This is a genomic window from Rhizobium sp. NXC14, from assembly GCF_002117485.1.
Lineage (GTDB): Bacteria > Pseudomonadota > Alphaproteobacteria > Rhizobiales > Rhizobiaceae > Rhizobium.
The window spans coordinates 851,345-867,634 of record NZ_CP021033.1; the positions used below are offsets into that span (position 1 = coordinate 851,345).

General features: G+C 60.8%; 19 protein-coding genes and 1 pseudogene. 5 read left to right on the forward strand and 15 right to left on the reverse strand.

From position 1 onward, the window contains the following. Positions 1-230: 230 nt before the first annotated feature. Positions 231-554: a DUF736 family protein gene (locus NXC14_RS32035; RefSeq protein ID WP_085781985.1), complete on the reverse strand. Its 324-nt coding sequence runs from the start codon at positions 552-554 to the stop codon at positions 231-233. A 629-nt stretch (positions 555-1,183) separates the two neighbouring features. On the opposite strand from NXC14_RS32035, the gene NXC14_RS32040 reads away from it, so the two are divergent. The 3 genes from NXC14_RS32040 (at position 1,184) to NXC14_RS32050 (ending at position 2,615) form a co-directional block, all read left to right on the forward strand. Continuing rightward, positions 1,184-1,447, forward strand: coding sequence for a WGR domain-containing protein (locus NXC14_RS32040; protein WP_085781986.1), 264 nt, complete (start codon positions 1,184-1,186; stop codon positions 1,445-1,447). A gap of 179 nt (positions 1,448-1,626) precedes the next feature. Beyond that, on the forward strand, positions 1,627-2,112 hold the full coding sequence (locus NXC14_RS32045; protein ID WP_085781987.1) for a DUF2384 domain-containing protein: 486 nt from the start codon (positions 1,627-1,629) through the stop codon (positions 2,110-2,112). Beyond that, positions 2,109-2,615, forward strand: coding sequence for an RES family NAD+ phosphorylase (locus tag NXC14_RS32050; protein WP_085781988.1), 507 nt, complete (start codon positions 2,109-2,111; stop codon positions 2,613-2,615). The genes NXC14_RS32045 and NXC14_RS32050 overlap by 4 nt, the downstream gene beginning before the upstream one ends. A gap of 78 nt (positions 2,616-2,693) precedes the next feature. Here NXC14_RS32050 and NXC14_RS32055 read toward each other — a convergent pair whose 3' ends face one another. Then, positions 2,694-3,635: a DUF2493 domain-containing protein gene (locus NXC14_RS32055; protein WP_085782093.1), complete on the reverse strand. Its 942-nt coding sequence runs from the start codon at positions 3,633-3,635 to the stop codon at positions 2,694-2,696. Positions 3,636-3,962: 327 nt separating this feature from the next. After that, positions 3,963-5,000, reverse strand: coding sequence for a toprim domain-containing protein (locus tag NXC14_RS32065; RefSeq protein WP_085781989.1), 1,038 nt, complete (start codon positions 4,998-5,000; stop codon positions 3,963-3,965). Between the two features lie 363 nt (positions 5,001-5,363). Between NXC14_RS32065 and NXC14_RS32070 the strand changes: the two are divergent. Beyond that, positions 5,364-5,582 (forward strand): annotated as a pseudogene (locus NXC14_RS32070) (AAA family ATPase); the annotation flags it as partial. 111 nt (positions 5,583-5,693) lie between these two features. Beyond that, entirely contained in the window at positions 5,694-6,884 is a 1,191-nt protein-coding gene (locus NXC14_RS32075; RefSeq protein WP_085781991.1) for a DUF1173 domain-containing protein, read from the forward strand. A gap of 39 nt (positions 6,885-6,923) precedes the next feature. Here NXC14_RS32075 and NXC14_RS32080 read toward each other — a convergent pair whose 3' ends face one another. From NXC14_RS32080 to NXC14_RS32135, 12 genes are all read right to left on the reverse strand, one after another. Beyond that, positions 6,924-7,322 (reverse strand): type II toxin-antitoxin system VapC family toxin, encoded by a 399-nt coding sequence (locus NXC14_RS32080; protein WP_085781992.1) that lies wholly within the window; start codon positions 7,320-7,322, stop codon positions 6,924-6,926. Then, complete coding sequence (locus tag NXC14_RS32085) at positions 7,319-7,570, reverse strand: AbrB/MazE/SpoVT family DNA-binding domain-containing protein (protein WP_085781993.1); 252 nt, start codon at positions 7,568-7,570, stop codon at positions 7,319-7,321. Before NXC14_RS32085 ends, NXC14_RS32080 begins: the two co-directional genes overlap by 4 nt. 88 nt (positions 7,571-7,658) lie before the next feature. Beyond that, a complete protein-coding gene (virB11, locus tag NXC14_RS32090; RefSeq protein ID WP_085781994.1) occupies positions 7,659-8,681 on the reverse strand; it encodes a P-type DNA transfer ATPase VirB11 in 1,023 nt (340 codons plus the stop codon). An 8-nt stretch (positions 8,682-8,689) separates the two neighbouring features. Continuing rightward, entirely contained in the window at positions 8,690-9,865 is a 1,176-nt protein-coding gene (gene virB10 / locus NXC14_RS32095) for a type IV secretion system protein VirB10 (RefSeq protein ID WP_085781995.1), read from the reverse strand. Between the two features lie 8 nt (positions 9,866-9,873). Further along, complete coding sequence (gene virB9 / locus NXC14_RS32100) at positions 9,874-10,731, reverse strand: P-type conjugative transfer protein VirB9 (protein ID WP_085781996.1); 858 nt, start codon at positions 10,729-10,731, stop codon at positions 9,874-9,876. After that, the gene (locus NXC14_RS32105; protein ID WP_085781997.1) at positions 10,728-11,399 is read right to left on the reverse strand and encodes a virB8 family protein; all 672 of its coding nucleotides are present in this window, start codon (positions 11,397-11,399) and stop codon (positions 10,728-10,730) included. The genes virB9 and NXC14_RS32105 overlap by 4 nt, the downstream gene beginning before the upstream one ends. A 2-nt stretch (positions 11,400-11,401) precedes the next feature. Beyond that, complete coding sequence (locus NXC14_RS33830) at positions 11,402-11,689, reverse strand: hypothetical protein (protein ID WP_085781998.1); 288 nt, start codon at positions 11,687-11,689, stop codon at positions 11,402-11,404. A gap of 39 nt (positions 11,690-11,728) precedes the next feature. Further along, entirely contained in the window at positions 11,729-12,661 is a 933-nt protein-coding gene (locus tag NXC14_RS32115) for a type IV secretion system protein (RefSeq protein WP_085781999.1), read from the reverse strand. Between the two features lie 2 nt (positions 12,662-12,663). After that, on the reverse strand, positions 12,664-12,897 hold the full coding sequence (locus NXC14_RS32120; protein WP_085782000.1) for an EexN family lipoprotein: 234 nt from the start codon (positions 12,895-12,897) through the stop codon (positions 12,664-12,666). Then, complete coding sequence (virB5, locus tag NXC14_RS32125) at positions 12,894-13,595, reverse strand: P-type DNA transfer protein VirB5 (RefSeq protein ID WP_198175589.1); 702 nt, start codon at positions 13,593-13,595, stop codon at positions 12,894-12,896. The genes NXC14_RS32120 and virB5 overlap by 4 nt, the downstream gene beginning before the upstream one ends. Next, positions 13,592-15,958 (reverse strand): VirB4 family type IV secretion system protein, encoded by a 2,367-nt coding sequence (locus NXC14_RS32130; protein WP_085782002.1) that lies wholly within the window; start codon positions 15,956-15,958, stop codon positions 13,592-13,594. Before NXC14_RS32130 ends, virB5 begins: the two co-directional genes overlap by 4 nt. Next, positions 15,951-16,289, reverse strand: coding sequence for a type IV secretion system protein VirB3 (locus tag NXC14_RS32135; RefSeq protein ID WP_085782003.1), 339 nt, complete (start codon positions 16,287-16,289; stop codon positions 15,951-15,953). The genes NXC14_RS32130 and NXC14_RS32135 overlap by 8 nt, the downstream gene beginning before the upstream one ends. Between the last annotated feature and the right edge of the window lies 1 nt (position 16,290).

Sequence of the window (16,290 nt, forward strand, 5' to 3'; positions counted from 1 at the left end):
GGCGAGTGGGGGAGCCGATTTTGTTGCAGCGGAGGAAACCGGAGCGGAGGCAAAATTGGGGGGAACCGCTCGTCCTTGAGGCCTTCATTTCGCCATGGCACCCTCGGACGGACTGAGCAGACCTTCCCTCTCCGTATGTCACCAGAAAAGCCGGCAGCGGGCTCGATGCCCGTTGCCGGCTTGATTTTCCGGGGAGGGGCCAGCCCCGGTGAAGGGGATGGCCGGTCGCATCAGGCCGGGCTGTTCCAGAGGATGACTTTCTTGCCGGGGTCACCGCCGGGGGCCTGGGCCACGTTGCCGAAGATCACGCCGATCTCAGGGGCCTCCAGCTTGACGGAGAGATATTCCTCGCCGGTCTGGCGGGCAATGCGGTTCCACGCCGCCCCGATTTCGAAGCCGGTCTTGCGGTGGATGATGCGGTAGTCGGGTGCGTCGTCGCTCGCCTTGCTGGCATTCGGGACGATAGCGATCGGGGCGTTGACCCTGATGGTCGCAAAGATGCCTTCGAGGCTGCCGTCGGTCTTCTGCGTGAGCGTTGCGATCGTGGTGGCCATGGTTCTGTCTCCTTCGGTTGCTCGGGACCATTCCCGATGGCGCCCGAAGAAGGGGCCGAGCCGCAGGCGTCACCGGAGCGCCAGCGCAGGGGAACCCCTTGCGGGTTGACGTTAACGGCGGCCGGTCCCTTAGAAAGGCGACACAAGAGAACGGGAATGGTCCTGAACGGCGACCGAAGGGCGGGACAGACCAACATGGCAGCCCCCTATCGCGCGTTGCGAGAGAGCCAGGGGGTTTTGAAATCCCCACGCACTCGAGTCCCCGCCGGTCCTGGCCACGACAAGGCGTGAAGCGCGTGCCAGCTGCGCAATCATCGATCGGCCGGACGTAATCGACGCAGCCATCGCATCGACGCTCGGGCCATGTGCAATGCCGTTTGGAGCTGCCGCTCCGAGACCGAATGCCGGATCTTGACCGGCACGCCCAGCAGTGCCGGCTGCGGATCCGACGTTCTCCGCCGAACACCAAACCATCGTGCCCGGGAGCCGCCCAATCTCCTGGGGCCGGCTTAGAGGATGTTGCTTGCAGGTCCTGACGCGTCAATACATCACAAACTGGAATCGATCGGCTGGGAAGGATTCAAAACTATCGTTGGACGGGGCCGGTCCCAGCGGGGAAGATTCTCGACATGAGCCGGATGTCTTTCCACCTCCATTGTCGCCGCATCGATTCCAGTCGCAACATGGCGCGCTATTACATGCTTGCGATCCGACCGACCTTGTTCGGCGAAACTGCGGTCGTTCGAAACTGGGGACGGATCGGCAGGCGTGGCAGCGAGAGGACCGACGTGTTCGCGACCGAAGAGGAAGCCGTGGCACATTTTCTCGGCCTCGCACGACGGAAATACCGCAAAGGCTACATACCGACTGCGACGGCGCCGGTCATGACCTGATCTGGCTTCAAAAGACCGCGGCAATCATCGCGCCAGGGATCGTCGCCCGTTCCGGCGCGGTTGGTGGAGCCAGCTCGCCGGCGAAACAAAGTCCAGTCCGGCGGGCACGCGGCGTCCTCAAACCTTGAATGACGGCGACATATGACATATAATTCGCGACAAGTGACGCAGGAAAGATCATGACCGTCGCAGCAAAAGCATCTTCTTCAGCAGCAGTCGGTGGTGAACTGCAAAAAATCGAAGCCTTGCTCGGCGGCTCGCGCATTCTGTCGCGTCGCCTGACCAACGCACTCGACGCTCATGAACTACTTCTGCATGGCCTGCCCGCATCAGCGCTCGATCATCTTGTCGGCACGCTCGTCGTCATTGGCAAGAACGAGTCCCTGGAAAAGGCGGTGGGCATGAGCCTTCGCACATGGCAGCGGCGGAAGGACACGCCTTCCAAACCACTCAGCCAGGAACAGAGTGGCCGTACATGGAAATTTGCCGAGATCCTGGCAAAAGCGACGGATATCTTCGGATCCCAAGCAGAAGCCGAACAGTGGCTGGAGCGTCCCGCAGTCGGTCTTGACCAGCGCCGACCGATCGACCTTCTAGGGACACCCGCCGGCGTCGAACTCGTCGAGAATCATCTCGATCGCCTCGAGTATGGCGTCTATGCATGACCCTTTTGCCAGTCGCGCTCGGCGGGACCGAGCTGGTTGCGTGGCGGCTCGACCAGGCCGTCCATGCGCCGACCTGGAATAGCGGGGAAGGCGCCTACAGGGTCGGCGGCCGCTGGAACAGCAAGGGTGTTCGCGCGGTCTACTGCTCGCTCGATCCCGCGACAGCGATCCTTGAGGTCGCTGTCCACAAGGGTTTCAGGGCGCTAGACACCGTGGCGCATATCATGACCGCCGCCGTCATTGTCGATGCTGGCGATGTTCATGTCGTCGATCCGGCGAGCGTGCCCAATCCCGACTGGCTTCGTCCGGGCATTCCCGGCGCCGGCCAGCAAACATTTGGCGACGCGTTGCTTCAAAGCCACCGTTTCGTCGCGATCCCGAGCGCGGTCTCTCCATACAGTTGGAACCTGATTTTTCTGGCCGATAAAGCGGCGGACGCCTATACGCTGAAGTTCCAAGAGATCTTTGGCCTCGATACGCGGCCCCACACGCCAACGACCTGAACTGGCCCTTGGTCACGCCCGTGCAATCTATAATGCGATCTCAATTGCAATCGGGGCCGCCGCCAGAAGAGATGGCGCTCACGCGCCATCCTCCGCTATCTCCCAGACCGGAATGCCGAGACGGCGTGCCTTGTCAGCGAGATTGCCGGTGATTCCGGAACCCGGGACTATAATGACGCCCGCCGGCATGACGGAGAGCAGCTCGTCGTTGCGGCGAAAGGGAGCAGCCTTGGCATACTTCGTCCAGTTCGGCTTGAAGGAGATCTGCGTAACCTTGCGGGCCTCGGCCCAGCAGGCGGCGATGCGCTCGGCGCCCTTCGGCGAGCCGCCGTGCAGCAGGACCATGTCGGGATGTTTGGCGTGGGCCTGGTCGAGCCTGGCCCAGATCAGTTCATGATCGTTGTAGTCCATGCCGCCTGAGAAACCGATCTTGGTGCCGGCGGGGATCAACACTTCGGTTTCGACGCGGCGGCGTGCAGACAGGAAGTCCCGGGAGTCGATCATCGCCGCGGTGACGTGGGCGTGGTTGACTTTGGAGCCGGTGCGCGGCCGCCAGGCCGAACCGGTCTGCGCCTCGAAAAGATCGGCTGCATAGTCCCGCATGAACTCGAAGGCATTGCGGCGCTCCAGCAGCGTGATGCCTTCGGCGACGAGGCGCTCTAGCTCGACGCTCTTTACCTCCGAGCCGTCCTGCTCGCGCTGGCCATTGCGCTGGCCATCCTCGTTGCTCTGAAGTTCCCGCTGGATGCGCTCGCCGGCGCGATGGAAGAGATTGACCGTCGACCATAGGAGATCCTCGAGATCGGGCTCCAGACGGGAGTCGCCGAGCATTTCGAAGAGGGCGGAGAACATGGCGGTCAGCGCCGACTGGACGACCGGTTCCTCAGGCAGCGGGCGCGGGTCCGGTTCGTCCTGGAAAGGGCGATGGCCATAAATCTGCATCTCGTAGATGAAGCGGTCGGTTGGGGAAGAGCCGTGATGGGGCTCGAAGGCGTCGTCAATGGGAAGGTCAAGGTTCATAATGGTCTCCGTCGGTTTGCGCCGCGCCTCTCGCGGCCTGACGGCGATCCCTGTCCATGCAGCGGGGTCCGGAACCGCGGCGCCCGACGCCGCGGCCCAGCGCAGCGCCGGGCGGCGGAGGGAAGGTTTCTTGCCGGGCGAGGAATGGCGGGCCGCACGCGGCCTCAGCCAGGGGAAGAAACCTGACTGACCCGCTGAAGGCCCACCCGCCGCATGGTAAGGGTCGCCCTTCGGCAGGCCCGCGGGCGGGCGCCCACCCGAACGGCGGCCGCCAAAGGAACCGGCCATCCTGGTACGTCCGCGTCCTCACCTGCCTTTTCGGGGCGATTATGCGAGCAGAAATATCTGGGCGTCCTCCGGGGCGAGTTGCGCCCTGAGATTGACGATGAGCCGCTCCGGGCCGAGCCGGCGCAGATCCTCATTGAAGTCGCCGAGCTCCGGGGCGAGCACCAGCGGCAGGATCCCGAGCGTCTGGGCGCGGCGGCTCAATCCCTCGATGCCGTGGCGGCCGGCCGCATCGGCATCAGCAGCGATATAGAGACGCCGGCAGCCATCGGGCAGCCGGAAGGCGGCAAGATGATTGGCGGTCAGCGCCGAGACCATCGGCATGCCGGGCATCACATGTGCGAGCGACAGGATGCTTTCGAGGCCTTCGCCTGCAGCCATGACTGACACCGGGCCATGGAAAGGAAAGCGAAAACGCACGGCGTTGCCGAGCAGCCCCCCGAGCGCGCGGCGGGGATCATCGACCTTCGCCTTTCCCTCGCCCTCCGGATCGAGCCATGTGCGATGCACGCCGGTGATCGCGCCGGACGGATCGGTCACAGCTGCGATCAGGGCTGGCAAGGTTCTCGTTCTGCGGGCTACAAGGTCGCGGTAGAAGCATGAGGGATGGAAGCGGAGCGCCGGGTGCAGAGCTGCCCGCAGGATGCCCCGCTGACGCAAATAGCTGTCGGCCAGTGAACCGCCAACCGGCTCTGCCATCCGGAACAGGCGTCTTGCGCGTTCTGCAGCTGGTCTATCGACCGGCGGATCGGTATCGGCGCCGCCCCTGCGGGACGACGCGGGGATGGGCCGGGGTTCGTTCAGAAAACGCCGCGCCTCATCAGCGACGTCGCGGAAATCGACAAGGCCGCAGGCTTCCCGAACGAGGTCGAGCAGATCGCCGTATTGAGAGGTTGCGGCATCTGTCCACCGTCCGGCCCGCGGGCCGGAGAGATGGACATAAAGCGACCTGCCCTTGCTAATGGCAGTATCGCCGACGATCCAGTAGTTGCCGGCGCGATGGCCGGCGGAGAGGTAGTGGCGGCAGACCGCCTCGGCGTCGCGCGCGAGACGGTCCGCCAGTTCGGAGGCGGATGACATAGGGCGTTCCTCCGTCACGAGCGGCTGGGGATGGGAAAGATCATCGGTCCTGCTGTTTAGGAACGGGCAGCGGTATGTTGCAGGCTTCGAAAATGAAGCCCCGCACGGCTCGGCCGATCGAAGCAACCATGCAAGGAAATGCCGGCGCTCACGGCCGAGGAAGAAATCACGTTCATGGGAAACCTGCCGAGAGCAAGGGAAGAGCCGGCCCGCGCCGGCGCTCTCCAACCTGCCAGGCCAACCCGTCCCTGCCCTCCTCTTCCTCTTTCACCAGACCGACAACTGAGGCCGGCTTCGCGTCGTTGATTTCTAATTATCATGATCGATTGTTCAAATTTTCGGAGGTTGAAACGGCAAACGCATGAGGTGGAGGTCGTGGTCGAGCGTGACGATGGGATGGTCGTCGGGATCGAGGTAAAGGCGAGCACCACCGTCAGGGCTACCGATTTCGGGGGCCTGAAGACGCTTGAGGACGCCTGTGGACAAACTTTTGCCTTTGGCATTGCTTTTTACGACGGCGCCGATGTCGCGCCATTCAGCGGTCGGCTCACCGCAGTTTCCCTTTCCTGCCAATGGCGATGAGATCGGCCCCAGCGACTGTGATATCACTATACTAACTATTTCGCGCTAGTATATTCCACGAAGCTCGGGATACGGCTCGATCAGCCTTCGGTCAGGAAAGGGAGGAACGACGTGCGACAGTTTTTGATGGGCGACCAGGCATTCGATGACAGTTCTCCAGAGTTTCTGCCTCAGCTCGAACGCGCTTATGAACATAAGCTCAGGCCACTTTGCCAGTGTCGTGAGCCGCCGGTGCCGATGTACATCGCGCGGATGGATGACCAATTCCTGATCAAACGCATGCCGCTCTCAGGCCGGCAGCACGATCCCGGATGCCCATCATACGAGCCGCCTTATGAACTGTCCGGTCTCGGTCCGTTAATTGGCCATGCGATCCAGGTCGACGCGGCGACGGGTGCGACGACGCTGAAACTTGTTTTCTCTCTCTCGAAACGGGCGAACCGACCCACGTCGACGTCGCCTTCAGACCCATCAGAAAGGGTACTAAGCGATCCCAAAAAACTCTCGCTGAGGGCGATGCTCCATTATCTCTGGGATATGGGAGAGCTTACGGAATGGACGTCGCTTTGGGCTGGAAAGCGCGGCTGGGGCCGCGTCCGCAGCAGCCTGCAGAATGCCGCAAGACAGATGATCGTCCGCGGCGGCCCGCTCAGCGAGATTCTGTTTATCCCGGAAGTGTACCACCAGGAGGACAAGGAAGGAATTTCCGCCCGTCGTGCCGCAACATTGGCCGGAGCCACGGCAAATGGACCAGGACCGCGCAAACTGATGTTGATCATCGCGGAGGCGAAGGAGTTTTCGCCGGCCCGCGACAGTCAGAAAATCTTGGTTCGCCACCTCCCCTTTCCTCTCATGATCGATGAGGGTGCATGGAAGCGGTTGAATGGACGATATGAGACCGAGCTGGAACTGTGGCGATCGAGCGAAGAGTTCCATCTTATCCTGATCGCCACATTCGGTATTTCGAGCGCGGGGATCGCATCCGTGGAGGAAGTGGCGATGATGGTGGTGAACGAGAACTGGATCCCGTTCGAAAACATCTACGAACAGCGGCTCCTCGAACGGCTCTCCGGGTTAAAGCGCAGAAGCAAAAAGGGATTGCGCTTCGATCTTTCACGTGGTCAGCCGATTGCCTCCGTGACATTGCCTGACGCAAGGCCGGCGCCCGTGGCTCTGTTCATCGTTCCGACGAATGCTGACGAAGACTACGAGGTTGCACTGAGCGAGATGATTGCCGCCAGGCCAGAGATGGCGCCATGGATCTGGCGTGTGGCGGAGGGTGAAATGCCCTGTTTGCCGTGATTGAGACCTTCCTTTATCTGCTCTCGAGCCTGCGTAATGTCAGGCGATAAGACGCGCTGACTGGCCTTGGCGGGTCACCAGTTCAACTGCCTGCTTGTCGAAAGACACAAAGCTCTCGCCGCCGAGCCATGCTCCTTCGTGGGCGATAACACCGTCGGCAAAATCGCCACCAGCCTCCAAGACGGCCAGTCCCGCTTCGACTGCGGGACGGTTCATTGCCACATTGCCAGCATTGAGCAGGTCGCGGATGGTCTGTGAAACATCGTCCTTCGACAGCTTGGCACCTCGGCGCAGAATCCAGACCAGTTCACATAGGCTCGCCAGGGAAACCGCGATCAGCGATGCTTCCTTAAGGAGTTTTGCCGCCGCCCTCCCCTGCTTCGCATCGTCTTGCAGGACTGCCCGAGCAAGAATGTTGGTATCGACTGAGACCTTCATTCCTCGCCGGCCCAGCCCGAGGCCGTAATTTCGTTCATCTCTTCGATGGTCAACGGCCTTTTTGCTTTGCCAGCATGCCGACCGATAAAATCGTCGATCGTCCCCGTTGGACGAGCCGCCTTCACCCGCAACTCACCCCCAGGCAGCTTGTCGAATTCGATCCGCTCCCCGGGCTTGACCCCAAGATGTGTCAGCAAATCCCGTCTGAGCGTAATTTGCCCCTTCATTGTGACCGCCAGGGAAGCCATGGGAAGTCTCCTATTTCAGACACCGCGAAAGTAATGGATTTTTCACTTACATTCAAGGTTCAAACGGGAACGCGAGCACTCGGCAATTTCAGCTTCCGCGGCCATTGTTAGTCGCCTTAATTGCGTCCCGATAATAGACCTCGCTCACTTGAAACCGTCCGTCGATGCGCTTGCATTGGACGATGATATCGATCGCGACTGTGAGCATCTCGCGGATGTCGTGCCGTTCTAGATCCCCGCCGCCCTCCGACTCCTTGACCAGCAATGTCAGTTGCTCGAAGGCGAGGCGGGCGGAATCGGCATGAACCGTGGTGATCGAGCCAGGATGTCCCGAGTTGACATTGCGAATGTAATAGAAGGCTGTGCCGTCCCGCAGTTCCTGCAGCAGGATGCGATCGGGCCGCATGCGAAGGCAGGATTCGAGCAGGTCTTTGGCGCCGACTTTGGCAAGCCCTTGGCCGCCCTTGGAGTAGAAGAGCCGAACGTGGTTCGGCTGCGGCACCACCAGTTCCGGCGTGTCCTCGATGGAAATGATCCGCTCGTTTTGCGGGATATGGCGGATCAATGCCTTCGAGAGGGTCGTCTTTCCCGACCCCGTCGCGCCGGAGATGATGATGTTCTTTCTTGCGAACACTGCCTCGCGCAGAAACGCCTTGTAGGCGCCGATCCGATAGTACTCCAGCAGCCTTTGATCTGATCGCTTTCCGCTGCCTTCCTCCGGCGCGACATCGGCGAAGAGGCCCTCATGGTCGAGATCTTCAAGGGTTAAAGACACCGACGATGGCTTGCGAATGGTGATGCTCACTGTTCCCTTCATCGTTGCTGGCGGGATCACGATCTGAATCCGCTCGTCATCTGGCAAGGTCGCCGACAGGATCGGGCGTGTCTCGTCGATCGATTGATTGGAGAAACTTGCGACCGCCCGCGCGAGACGAATGAGCCTTTCATAGGACAGCTCGGCCATATCGTAGGTCTGCCACCCCTGCCTCCCCTCCGTAACAACTTGGCCGGGCCGATTGACGATGACCTCATAGAGCGTCCTATCGCGAAGAAAGGGTGAAAACGGCGAAAGCAATTCACGGACTACGCCTGAATCAGCAGCTTCAGTCATCCTCGAACCTATTTTGTAACAAGCTTCGAGTCGGGCTTGAAATCTCCAAGCACGGCACGGTCATAGATGCGATTGCGAGGTTCGGTCACGCGAAGCCGGTAGACGCTCGAAAAATCGAGATCACGCGCGACAAAGATCGAAACCAGCTCGCCTTGATGTTTCATGAGGGTCGGCGGAATGTTGATCGACTGCTCGACCGCAATCGCTGCGGCCTGCTGACCGGCGCTGGTGGTGTTTTGAGCTTCGACATCGCTGTCTTGAAGCCGCCTGCTGGCGTAAGAACTCGCATCGCTGACGATGGAGAGCAGGTTCGCGCTGCCGAAACGTTCCCACCAATGCGTGTCGACGTAACCATCGAAGCCGGCCCGACCGAGAGCATCTGTTGCCGGCGACGCCAGAGTGATGATCACGCCTTTCGGGGTCTTGGCCCGGTTCCAGAGGACGAAGAGGCGTTTTTGCCCACGACGAAGACCGCCGCGATACTCGCCGACCACCTGGGTGCCCTTTTCCATCAGCACGACACGTCCATTATCCGACAGAATGTCCCGGTTGATAACGCAACTTGTAAACCCTGGCTGGTCGGAGGAGAGCGCTGTTTCCAAAACGCAGGGGATGGACGTGCCCATTGCGACGACAAAGTCTCGATTGCCGAGCGTTCCGGCGCGCGAACCCTGCAATTGCGTCGGCGTCAGCAGGCGGTTGAAACGCTGGTCATCGTTTTCGCCCTGCGAGGAGAAGCTGCCCGGATTAGCGCCGAGCGGCACGTAGTTCGAGGTCTGATCGGGGTTTGCGTCCTGGTCATGCCGCCGCGGCTCTGGCGATTTCTCACCGCCATAGGCGATGACCGGCGCACGGCGCGCAGCATCGAGCAACTTGTCATCGTCGCTCGGCGCCTGCTCGGTTACGCCGGGCGTCGGGAGCAGGACCTCTGCCGGCTGTGCCAGCGGTTGGACGGGCTCCTTCGCCGGCTCGAAATCCGATGTCTGACGGATGACGACCCGTTCAAGCTGCGTGCCATCAGACCGCTTGTCCTGTCCGCGCATCGACCAGAGAGCGAAGGCGACAAAGACGACGATGGCCAGAGCGACCGCGCCTCGTTTGAGGATCGGATTGTTGTCGAGCCGACGGGCAGTCGACGTCTCGGCGCGCTCACCCGGGATCTGGGTCATTTCTTGCTCGGCCATGACACCTCCTATTGCGCTGGGTCGGGCGGCACTCTGACCACGCGCTCGACCGACGGTGACGTCGTGTTGGTCTCGGGATTGATGCCGATCCGATCGTAGGCTTCGTTGAAGACGCAAAGGACGTCTGCGCCCCTGCGCAAGATGAACTTGCGGCTGATCGCGTGAACGAGGACGAGATTCTCGTTGACGGACTTGGGGACGAGACTCTCGGTGCCATCGGAATTTTCCATGTAAATCGCCGGCATTTCCTGGTTTCCGGCAAAGGCGAAGGTGGTCACCTTGCCGTTGTCGTAGACCGCCTGCGGCTCGAGCGCTTGCGCCCCTTGCGCCGAATAGCGCCAATTGCGCGGTCCATAGGCTTCGTGAAGGGCAAGCACGTGATCGGCCTCACCGGCCTGTGCCGCCTGCGCGCGGGCGGTCGCCTCCTGTCGGCGCCGCTCCGCTTCATCGGCTGGATAGCGATATTTCAGATAGAAATAGGTGTTCTGCCCGGCCTCGACGCTGCCGTCACGGACAGTCAGTTCCATTTGGTAGCTGCGGGTCGATCCGTCCCGCCGTGTCGTCACGACCGAGATATTTGTCACCGGCTGGCTTTCGCGGGGTTTCAGGAACAGTATGTTGCCTGCTGGCGCCACCTCCCACGCGACACTGTTGCCAAGCGCCACATGGGCGACTTCCTCGTCGGCTGCGAACTCGACCTGCACCGAAGACCGCAGCGTGCCGACAACCTTGGTGATGTTATAGGGTTGATAATCGACGAAGCGGATGCGGCTGTCCTGCGCCGCCCCACGTGGAGTTTCGAGGGCAACCGCTGCCGATGAAAGGCTGCCGGCCAGGATCAGCGGAAGCAGGAAATAGACTCTCAATTGATCGCCTCCGGATCGGCGCGATATTCGCTGACGACGAAGCCGAGGGGATTGATCAGCCGGTCGGTCGAGGACATCGGAGCGTTGGCATAGGAGAAGGTGAGGGTTGCGACCCAGTGCGTGGTGGCCACCTCCTCCCCGCGAGTAACGGTTCTCGTGTAGCGCACTGATGCCACATTGGCATTGATCAGCGAGATGGAAACGATGTTGACCCGCGAGGTGGCGCTGCGGCCATAGATGTTCTGCGGGGATTGGGGATTGCTGCCGCGATAGAGAGCGGCAAATCGCGTCTGTTCTGGCTGCGTCGACAGCAAGGCGACAGTGCGAAAATTCTCCTCCGCTTCACTCCAGGCATACCCCTCGCGAGCACGGACATACTTGGCCGCGAAGTATTTGGTAACGGCTTCGTCGTAGGTGCCGGCCGTCGACGTCAATGCCGAGACCACGTCGACGATTCCCGTCGAGTTGTCGACCCGCACCACGAAAGGCTCGACGGTTTTCAACGGGGTGAGGCCGGCGATGGCAAATATGGAAGCGCCTGCAATGATGCCGGCGCAGACTGCCACGAACCACGCAATCCGCGCGGATCGCTCGACCTGCATCATCCGGTCCTGGTCGAAGCGGCGGGCCTTTTCGAAGTAACTCTTCAAATTGTCCGTGGTAGTCATGTTCACCTGCCCTCGCATGGACGATAAGAGCCAGCGATATCGAACGGAGCAAAGGCAGCGGGTGCGACTGATGTCAGCGGATCCTCCACATAGGCGACAGCCAGGCCCGTCGGCTGTGCGGGCAGAGCCCCGGTCGTCGGCTGTTCTGTTCCTCCATTATTCTGCCACTGCCACACCGCGCGGTTCAGCGGGCGACGGGAGTAACCATCACATTCGGGCAGAGGATGGGAAATCGAGCCGCAGGCTGTCAGGCCGACGCTCAGGCAAAACGATAGAACGATACGGATCATCCAAAAAAACCTATCCAGTTGTCTTCTGGGCGGTGGCCGTCATTTGGCCCGGCCTGGTGTCAGGCGGCGGCCGGCGGAACGGGCTCCGCGGCCGACCGCCGTGGCTGAACGGGAAGCGGCCCAGGCGAGCGTGCTCTCATGCGCATCGCGCGCCGCGCCATATCCGTAGGTGAGCGACGCGCCGCCGGCAGCAAGTGCCGAAGCGATACCGGGCAGTTGATAGAAGACGTAGAGAGCGGCAAGGCAGATGGCGCAGAGCGCAATCGGACGCATCATGACATCGCTATAGCTTTCGATCGCCGTAAACGTCGTGTCGATACAGGTGATCAGCAGAGAGCCAATCGCAACGACCAGGATCTGCAGGATGACGAAGTTTACGAGCTGGCCGATCCATGCTTCGGTAAACCGGCGAGTCGACTGGAACATGGCGAGCGCAACGAAGATGGGGCCGATCGCCAGTACGATAGCAAGCGCCAGCCGGGCATAGAGCGAAACGATATACCCGATCGCCGCCACGATGAAGCTGGCGCCGATGACCATCATGCCGCCGATCCCGGTGACAATATCAATCGGCCACGAGGCCCGGTGCCATATCTCGTAGGCGCAGTTTTGACCCTTATCGAGCAGGCTGTCGAAAGTCGAAGCGCTCGGTGCCGATCCCGAGTTCAGCGCCTGCGAGATCTCGCGGGGCAGTGTGTCGAAGAATATGTTGGTGACGTAGGTCTGATAGTCGCTCGCATTCTTGACCAGCATGACGATGATGGCAAGCTTCATTGCCCGGAAGGCGAATTCGAGGATGGGCTCCTGGACGGATCCGCGGAGAACCAAGTAGCCGTAGAGCACCACATAGAGTGTCAGTGCCGCGGTCAGTGGTCCACTCACCCAGCTCGCAATATTCGAGGTGCCCGAGGAAATGAAGTTTTCCAGCGGCGTCTTGAACTGCCCGTCGACGAAGCTGAAGACCTGATACATCGTCAGCCTCCCAACGATTTGCCCATGCGCTCCAGCCGCCGCTTGCCGTCCGCGGCCTCGGCGTTGCGGCAATTTGGGGTGTCGCTGAGCTCGCCCGGATTGTTGCGGCACTTGTCGATAATCCGGGCGAGCAGAGCGTCGTCGGCCATGAGCTCACCCACGGTATAAACCCTATCCACTGGTGCAGAGCAGGCCGACAGGAAAAGCACGGTCACCGCAGAAAGAAACCATTTCATTTGAGCGCCGCTCCCATCGTATCCATGCGTTTGCGCCAGTCTTCGGCTTTGCGCTGTTCATCGACCTGCACCTGCGCCTGCTGGACCATCTGCAGTGCCTGCATGCGAAGGACGTCGCTTTGCAGGAAGGCGCTTTCGGCCTGGAGGCGGGCCTGCAGGTCGGCGATGTCCTTGGCGTCAGCTGCACCGGAGATCTTCTGGCGCAGCTCGTCTATGCCTTCGATGCGTTTGGTCGCGGCATCATAGATCTGCTGACCGAGGCTCATCTGTCCCGCATTCTGCTTTTGGAGGCGCGACAGCTCCTGCGAATAGAAATCATTGGCTTCAGTGTGATAGCTGGAATTGTCCTGGAGGAATTTCGAGGCGGAGCTACCGAAGACGCCGCTACCGGTTCCTTTGAACAGCGCCTCAATCGCATTAAAATCTTGTGGGAGCGCCTTGCGGATCGACGGGTCGTTCAAAAGGCTCGCGACGTCGGCCATGTTGGTGATCTTGTTCAGTGACCCGTACAGCTGCTGAGCCTGCTGGAGCTGCTGGTTCAAGGTGTCGAGCTGGGACTTGAGCTGCGTGATGCTCTCGATCTGCTTGGCGATCGACGTCTGGTCGATGACGGGAATGCCTTGTGCAGACGCCAGCATTGCCGACGCAAAAAATGCGGCAGATGCAAACAAGGGCGCCATAGTTCCTGTGCGGCTCATGCTGTCCTCCTTCTCTGGTGAAATGCGGCAAGCCAGTCCTCCGGCCAGTCGCCAAGTTCCGATCGGATGGCATCGGCAAGTTCCACATTGGCTGTCCGGCCCGAGAGAATGGCGAGTTCGTCGTCGAAGCCGTTGAGGTTCAACTCGGCCACCACGCTGTTATGCCCTTGCTTGACGATGAACCGGCGGCTCTCGACGGAGAGTTCGCGTGAGACGAGCTCGAACTCGCGTTCGGTCAGCTTGAACCCATCGATATAGTCGGTGCGGTTGCCGCGCGGGTTGGCCAGGAAAATCTGCGTCGGGCACTGTTCGATGATCGTATGGGCAATCGGCGAGACGATCGCGTCGCGCGGGCTCTGGGTCGCAAACAGCATGAGACCGTTTTGTTTGCGGATGGTCTTCAGCTTGTTCTGGGCGAGATCGCGAAAACCTTCGTCCTGCAGCGCCTTCCAGAATTCGTCGATGACAATGATGATGCGACGCCCATCGATCAGCTGCTCGATGCGATAGAACAGATATGCCATCAAGGGCGTGCGGATTTCCTCGTTATCCAGGAAATCCGTCATGTCGTATCCGATGAACTTGGCGCCGACACCGATGTCATCGGCCTCATTGTCGAAGACCCAGCCAAGTGGTCCTCCCCTCTCCCATCTTCTAAGCCGCGAGGCGATTCCTTCGGGATCGGTGTTGTTGAGGAATGCGCGCAGGGCACCGATGGAGCGACGCTCCATCGGCAGGTCCGCCACTCCGTCAACCGCCGAAGCAATGTCGCGCAGCTCCGTGATTGATAGTTCACCGGACGCTGATCCGACCAGCCTGGTGATCCAGCCGGTGAGGAATAGCTTGTATTCTGGAGTGAGCTCCTGCGCCTTCAACGGCGCGCAGCCGGTGTTGATACCGTTTCTCAGCGGCAAATAATTGCCGCCTGCTGCGCGCACGAAGAGGTCGGCGCCCCGGTCCTTGTCGAAGAGAACCATGTGGGGATCATGTTTTTCGAGCTGCGCCAACATGAAGTTCAGGAGCACGGTCTTGCCGGTGCCTGATGGTCCGCAGACAAAGGTATTGCCCAGATCGCTGTGGTGGAAATTGAAATAGAAGGGAGAGCCCGATGCGGTCTTGAGCATGGCGACCGCCGGTCCCCATTCGTTGCCGTCCTTGCGACCGGTAGGGTAGGAATGATACGGCGCAAGAGCGGCGAAGTTGCGAGAGGTGATGGCGCCGGAGCGCGCCCGATAGCGGAAATTCCCAGGCAGCTGCGCCCACCAGGCCGCCTCGAGCCCCAGGTCCTCGCGAGCGACGACCGCGCCGCCCCCGGTAAGACAAGCGCGAGCTTTCGCCATGTGGTCGGTCAGCTCCTTGACCGAGGGGGCGAAGACCGTCAACGCAAGGTGATGTTCTCCCAGAACGAAGCGATTGGATTCGAGCTCGTCCATCGCCGCCCCCAGCTCTTCGATCTGGGTTGCTGCCTTGTCGCCGGCACTGACCATCTGGTTCTGCTTGCGGCCCACGATCGTGCGGGCGTCGGCTTTCGAGGTGAACGCGAAGGACTGCGTCAGTATGAGTTCAAAGGGGGCCGTCAGGATGCCGTCGAGCATGCCGCTGCGCGTGGTCGCCGGATATTCCTTGAAGCCGAACATGCCGGCATAGCGGCTTTCTGCCTCGTGACGGATCTCGACTGTCTCGCGCCCGAAGATGACCCGATCGGAATAAATCGCCGAGGAAATCCTTCCTTCCGTCAGCGGAACTGGTTCACGCCGCCCTCCGACGATCTGATGGAGAACTTCGCTGGGTTCGGAGAACAGGATGCCGCCCTGCTCTCGAAGGGTGAGGAGACGTGGCTCGAAGCGCTGCAAGCCGGCCAGCACATCCGCCACCCGGTCGCGCAAATGCTTCAGGGCATCTTCATCAAGTTCGATACCGGATCGGCGCGCGTTGCGCAGCCGGGAGAGAAGATTGGCTGCCTTTTCGGCAGCGTCCCGGCCGGGATGCCAGACGAGCACAAGATAGAGGTCATTTCGGAAAAGGTCTTCACCGATCATCCGATCGCGATATTTGGCATTGAGGCCTTCACAGAAGGGGTTGGCGAAACGTCCCTCGGGATAGGCGTTGTCGCGACGGCGAATGACATGCGTCCAGAGCGCCAACCTTTCGTCGGCGATATTGCGGTAAAGCGTATTCAGGCTGCGGTGCAGGCCGTTGAGGTCGCGGATATCGGCGGTCTCAAAGGAAACTCCTTCCAGCGCGATCATGCTCATCAGCGCTCTGGAATCGAGCGCGATCGTTGCCTCATCGACATGCCTGACATAGGGAATGAAGGTCTCTGCGCCGAGTTCGCGAGACCGGAGAGTCGCGATACTAGGCAAGGCTGAAATCCCTTTCGTCGTAACGGCGGATGAGCGGCAAGGGGGAGAGGCTGGCGCCGCCCCAATAGGCGGTATTGCGCGATCGCCCCCGGGTCTCGATCCAGGCAATCAGGATCCGGAACATATTATGATCGTGCTTGACCAGTGCGCGAAACAGGGCGTGAAAGGCGACGCCAACGAGCGCATAGGCGGTCGATCCTGCGGTGATGTAAAGAATGGTCGTGAGCGTGATGTTGACGCCCATGGCTTCCATGGTCACGCCGGCGATCATTGCCGGGCGGGTACATGCGAGAAACAACGTATCGTCTTCGAGGTGCGGGGCGTTCATCACG